Raw genomic sequence first — 4,822 nt, forward strand, 5'->3', positions numbered from 1 at the left:
CACCGCCGCCTCGTGGCGACCATGAACGCGGTCCAGCATCGCATGCAGGGCCTGCCCGTGGGTGCGCGCGATGACGAGGCGGCCGCACCCGGCGGCGTCGGCCTCGGCGCGCGCCAGCAGTTCCTGGGCTTCGCCAATGCGGCCCTGCCAGAACAGGTTCCAGGCCTGGGCCATGTGGGCGTTGACGCCGAAAGGCAGCGGCCGGTCGCCCAGCACCTGCATGGCGCCGCGGTACCAGCGGTCGGTCACGATGGCCATGCCGGCGCAGCTGACTTGACGCGGCGGCGGCGAGCCGGTGTACCAGGCCTCCAGCGAGGCGGTCTGCAGCAGCTCAGTGACCAGGGCGTCGAACAGCGGTGCGACGGCGTCGAAGCGGCAGCTTTCCAGCGCATGCCAGGCGCGGCCCAGCAGTGTCAGGCGGCGCAGTTCACCGCTCAGCGCGAAGGGGTCGAGGTCGCGCAGCAGCGCCTCGGCCTCGTTGAGCCGGCCCTGGGCGATCAGCAGGATGCTGCGGTGCGCACGCGAGGCGCGCAGCCCCGCCTCGTCACCCCGGGCGTCGAAGAGTGCCTCGGCGCGGCTCAGATGCCATTCGGCCTGCTGGGCTTCCCACAGCACCCACAAGGCCAGGGCCCTCGCCCGGTGCAGTTCGGGACTGGCGTCGGCGAAGCCGGGGTCGAAGCGGCGCGTCAGGTCCAGCAGGCCCTGGGCGCCGAGGTGGTTCATCAGCAGCGCACCATCGCCCAGTAGCAGCTCGGCGGCGCGCTGCGGCCGATCGGCAGCCAGCAGCAGGCCCTGGCGGCGCACCGCATCGGTCTCCAGCATGGCGGCGCGCTCCAGCAGCTGGCGGTAGGCCTCGGGCTGTTCCTGGCGCAGGCGTTGCTGCAGCATGTCGCGAAACAGCTGGTGCAGCCGCAGCGTGTGCGGCGCCAGGTCGACGACCGTGACGAACAGGGACAGGCGCTCCATCTCTGCCAGCCAGGATGCCGCGTTGGCGTCCTCGCCCAGGGCCTGGCAGCGCGCCGCGTCCAGCTCGTGCAGCACGCTGGTGCGCAGCAAGAAGCTGCGCAGGCCGGCTTCAAGGCGGTCCAGCACCTCGGCGGCGAGGTAATCGAAGGTGGCCCGGTCGATGGCCGCCGGGAGGCGCTGTCCCTGGCTCATGCCCAGCGCCAGGCGCAGGCCGGCGGGCCAGCCCTGGCAGCGCTCGTAGAGCCCGGCCGCGATGCCATCGTCCAGGCCCGCGGCCTGGGCCAGCTGCTGCACCTCGCCACGCGCAAGCGCCAGTTCGGCCGGTCCGAGATCGGCCAGATCGCCGGCGGCGCGCAGCCGCGCCAGGCGCAGCGCAGGCTCGTGGCGGGCCGCCAGCACGAGGCGCCAGCGCTCGCCCATGCGGGCCAGCCAGCGGTCCAGGAACTGCAGCGAGGCCGGGTCGACCAGGTGGTGGACGTCGTCCAGCACGATGAGACCGCGCCCAACTTCGCAAGCCTCCAGCGCATTCAGCATCGCGTCGGCCACGGTGACGATCTCGGTGCCGCCGCGCAGGGCCGCGTCGCGCAGGCCCTCGGGCGCTGTGCGCCACGGGGGGTCATAGGGCTCAAAGGCGGCGAACAGGCAGTCGAGCAGCCGGCCCAGGTCGTCGCCCTCGTCCAGCGACACCCAGGCCACGGCCGTGTCCGTGGGCACATCTGCCAGGGCCTGGGTCAGCAGCGCCGTCTTGCCGTCGCCGGCCGGCGCGCAGATCAGCAGGGCGCGGTGGGTCTCCAGCGCCTGCTGCACGCTGGCGAGCAGGGCCGGACGCGGCAGCAGCAGGCCGGCACGCGGGCGCGGCGCACGGGTCTTGGTGTGGGCGAGAGCCATGGGCGCGGATGCTAGATCACCCACCCGCCCGCGTGCATCAGGTGCGGCGCCAACGCACGCGCCCCGTCAGGCCGCGAGCAACTGCTCCAGCCGCTGCTCGCGCAAGCCGTAGAAACGCTTGATCTCGGCAATCTGCGCCAGCAGCTCGGGCCGTCGCGCCGCCAGCGCCTCGGCCGCAGCGCCCTGGGCTTTCACGCCCAGGATCATCTTGTTCTTGCTGGTGTGCTCCAGCGCGATGAACTCAAACACCTGGGTGCGGTAGCCCTGGCTCTCCAGCAGCAGGGCGCGCAGCGCGTCGGTCACCATCTCGGCCTCCTGGCCGAGGTGGATGCCATGCTGCAGCATCGGGCGCAGCACGGCGGGCAGCGTCATCTGCGGACGAAGCTCCTTGTGGCAGCAGGGCGAGCTCATGATGACCTTGGCCCCCGCCTGCAGGCCGACGTGCAGTGCATGGTCGGTCGCAATGTCGCAGGCATGCAGGGCGATCATCACGTCCAGGGGTTGCACGGCCTGGGTGCGCACATCGCCCTGGTCAAAGCGGATGCCGGCAAGCTGTTCGCTCTCGATGACGGCATTGCACAGGCGCACCATGTCGTCGCGCAGCTCGATGCCGGTCACGCGCGGCTGCAGGCCGTGGGACTGGAGCCAGTCGTGCACCGCAAAGGTCAGGTACCCCTTGCCCGAACCGAAGTCGGCCACGCGCACGCTCCCCTGCAGGCCGGCCTCCTCGGCGGCCGATGACAGGATCTCGACAAAGCGGTTGATCTGCTTCCACTTTCGGGCCATCGCCGGCACCAGGGCCGGCTCGCCCTTGACGAGATGAGTCAGCCCCAGCGCCGACCAGACCGGGTGCGCGATGTCCAGCGGCCGCTGCTTGGCCTTGTCGTGGGTGCCGGGCGCCGGAGCTTGCGAGGCATCGACACGTGTCACGCGCAGCGTCTCGCGCCCCTTGCGACTGACGGCGAACTGCACTTCCTCGGCCGCGGTGTGCAGATGGGCGTTGCGAAAACGCACGCCGAGCAGGGCCGCGATCTCCGCCAGGCCAGCCTCGGGCGCATGGTTCTTGGTGACGTCCTTCGTGCGGTGCCGCCACAGGAAGCTCAGACACGGCTCGCCGCGCAGCTCGACCAGGCGCACGGTCAGGCGTTCGATCTCGCCCTCCTCACCGACCGGGCCCGACAGCAGAAGCTTGCCGAACTGGCCGCCGGCCAGCGCCAGGCGCAACAGGTGCAGAAAGCGCTCGTGAGCCGGCGCGGAAGCGGCGGGCGGCGGGGTGATCAGCGAAGAGAAGAGCGGGGCAGGCATCGGCGCGGATTGTCCTGGATCGCCCGCGCCCCCCTTGTTCGGGGGAAAAGATGCCCACTGCTGCACAAATCGCGTGGCATCCCCCCCGCTGCAGGGGGATGCGCGGCTGCAGGCTTCTTTTTAGAGTCTCCCTAACTTGAAGTTGAATTTCCGGCTTCCAGCATTTCAGGGGAAAACACCACATGTCCAAATCGATGCGCCTCATCGCCGCCACCCTGTTGACGGCCCTTGCGGCCTCCGCCCAGGCCGACTTCGTCACCGCCAGCCAGGGCGTCACCTTCACGTTCCACACGGTGGACACGGATACCTTCACGCTGCGCATCCAGAACGCCGACAACGCGACCGGCGACTGGAAGACGGCTGACTACCTGAGCTACCTGGGCTTCAATGGCCTGGGTGGCAAGCTGCCCGGCCTGACCGGTGTCAACGTCGCCGTCAACCCGACGCCCGGCAGCACCATCCAGTGGAGCTTCACGCACACCGAACTGGCCGGCCAGGGTTGCAACAAGAACGGCAATTCCGGCGCCTTCTGCCTGGATGCAAATCCGAACATCCTGCTGACCGGCGACATGCTGTTCACCATCGACCTGCTGGGCACGGGCATCGACCTGACGGGCGCCATCGCCCCGCACCTGAAAGTCGGTTTCACGGATCAGGCGGGCAGCAAGCCCATCGGCTCCCTGCTGTCGGCCGACATGACCTATGTGCCGCCGACGACGAATGGTGGTGGCAATCCCAGCGGTGGCGGCACGCCCACCAATACCAACACCGTGCCGGAGCCTGCCTCGCTGGCCTTGGCCGGCCTCGCACTGCTGGGCGTCGCCGCGACGCGCCGCCGTCGCCCCGCCTGACGTCCCCCCGGGGTCGCCCCCCCTGCCCTGACAAAGCCCGCAGCCGCGGGCTTTGTCGTTTCTGGGCCGTTCCGGCATGCGCCAATGCCCGCGGAAGGGCCCGGCAACACGGCTTACAGGTCCATACAAAAACAACCCGCCCCGCACGCCAACTCGCTCACATCCAGCAACCGTCCGCCCCCCAGGCCCAAGGATGACGGCCCATACACTGAATTCAGGCCCTTTGGCCCATTTTTTTTGGAGTTGCCGTGCCCTTGCTCATTTCCCTCGCGCTCTCAACAGCTCTGACGTCTGGCGGCGTCGAGGGCAGGTCTGATCCTGTCGGTCAGGCCATCGCCCAGCTGTCGGCCAAGCCCAGTGCTGCAGGTCCGAACGCGACGGCGCCGCGGCGCGTGCTGATCGGCACCAAGGCCGGCCTGACCGACGCCGAGGTGGGCAAGATTGCGTCGGCCCATGGCGCCAAGGCACGCCGCATGGGCCCGCCCGGCCTGTTCGTGCTGGATCTGCCCGCAACAGCGTCCGAGAAGGCCGTGGCGGCGACGCTGGGCCGCCATCCGCAGTTGAAGTTTGCCGAGCTCGACCAGTTGGTTGTCCCGGCCGCGGCGCCCAACGATCCCTATGCCGGCAGCCAGTGGCATCTGAACAAGCTCGGCCTGCCCAACGCCTGGGATACGGCCCAGGGAGCCGGCGTGACGATCGCCGTGCTGGACACGGGCATCGACGCCAGCCATCCCGACCTGGCCGGTCGCCTCGTGCCGGGCTGGAATTTCTACGACAACAACAGCGACACCAGCGACGTCAACGGCCACGGC

The 4,822-nt window shown here is 69.8% G+C and carries 4 protein-coding genes; 2 read left to right on the forward strand and 2 right to left on the reverse strand.

Going from position 1 to position 4,822, the window contains the following annotated elements:
* The coding region (locus VGF12_RS08845; RefSeq protein ID WP_331175670.1) for an AAA family ATPase at nucleotides 1-1,854 on the reverse strand (1,854 nt) is incomplete at its 3' end.
* Between the two features lie 66 nt (nucleotides 1,855-1,920).
* Complete coding sequence (locus VGF12_RS08850; RefSeq protein ID WP_331175671.1) at nucleotides 1,921-3,159, reverse strand: SAM-dependent methyltransferase; 1,239 nt, start codon at nucleotides 3,157-3,159, stop codon at nucleotides 1,921-1,923.
* 182 nt (nucleotides 3,160-3,341) lie between these two features.
* Here VGF12_RS08850 and VGF12_RS08855 point away from each other — a divergent pair, with 182 nt between their 5' ends.
* Together VGF12_RS08855 and VGF12_RS08860 are read left to right on the forward strand one after the other, a co-directional pair.
* Nucleotides 3,342-4,010: a PEP-CTERM sorting domain-containing protein gene (locus VGF12_RS08855; protein WP_331175672.1), complete on the forward strand. Its 669-nt coding sequence runs from the start codon at nucleotides 3,342-3,344 to the stop codon at nucleotides 4,008-4,010.
* Between the two features lie 248 nt (nucleotides 4,011-4,258).
* Nucleotides 4,259-4,822: S8 family serine peptidase (locus VGF12_RS08860; RefSeq protein ID WP_331175673.1), on the forward strand; the 564-nt coding region annotated here is incomplete at its 3' end.

It is taken from the genome of Roseateles sp., from assembly GCF_036404855.1.
GTDB lineage: Bacteria > Pseudomonadota > Gammaproteobacteria > Burkholderiales > Burkholderiaceae_C > Pelomonas.

Excerpts from the sequence above, each read along its gene's own strand:
- VGF12_RS08850 (WP_331175671.1), bottom strand. The coding sequence starts at position 3,159 with ATGCCTGCCCCGCTCTTCTCTTCGCTGATCACCCCGCCGCCCGCCGCT.
- VGF12_RS08855 (WP_331175672.1), top strand. The coding sequence starts at position 3,342 with ATGTCCAAATCGATGCGCCTCATCGCCGCCACCCTGTTGACGGCCCTT.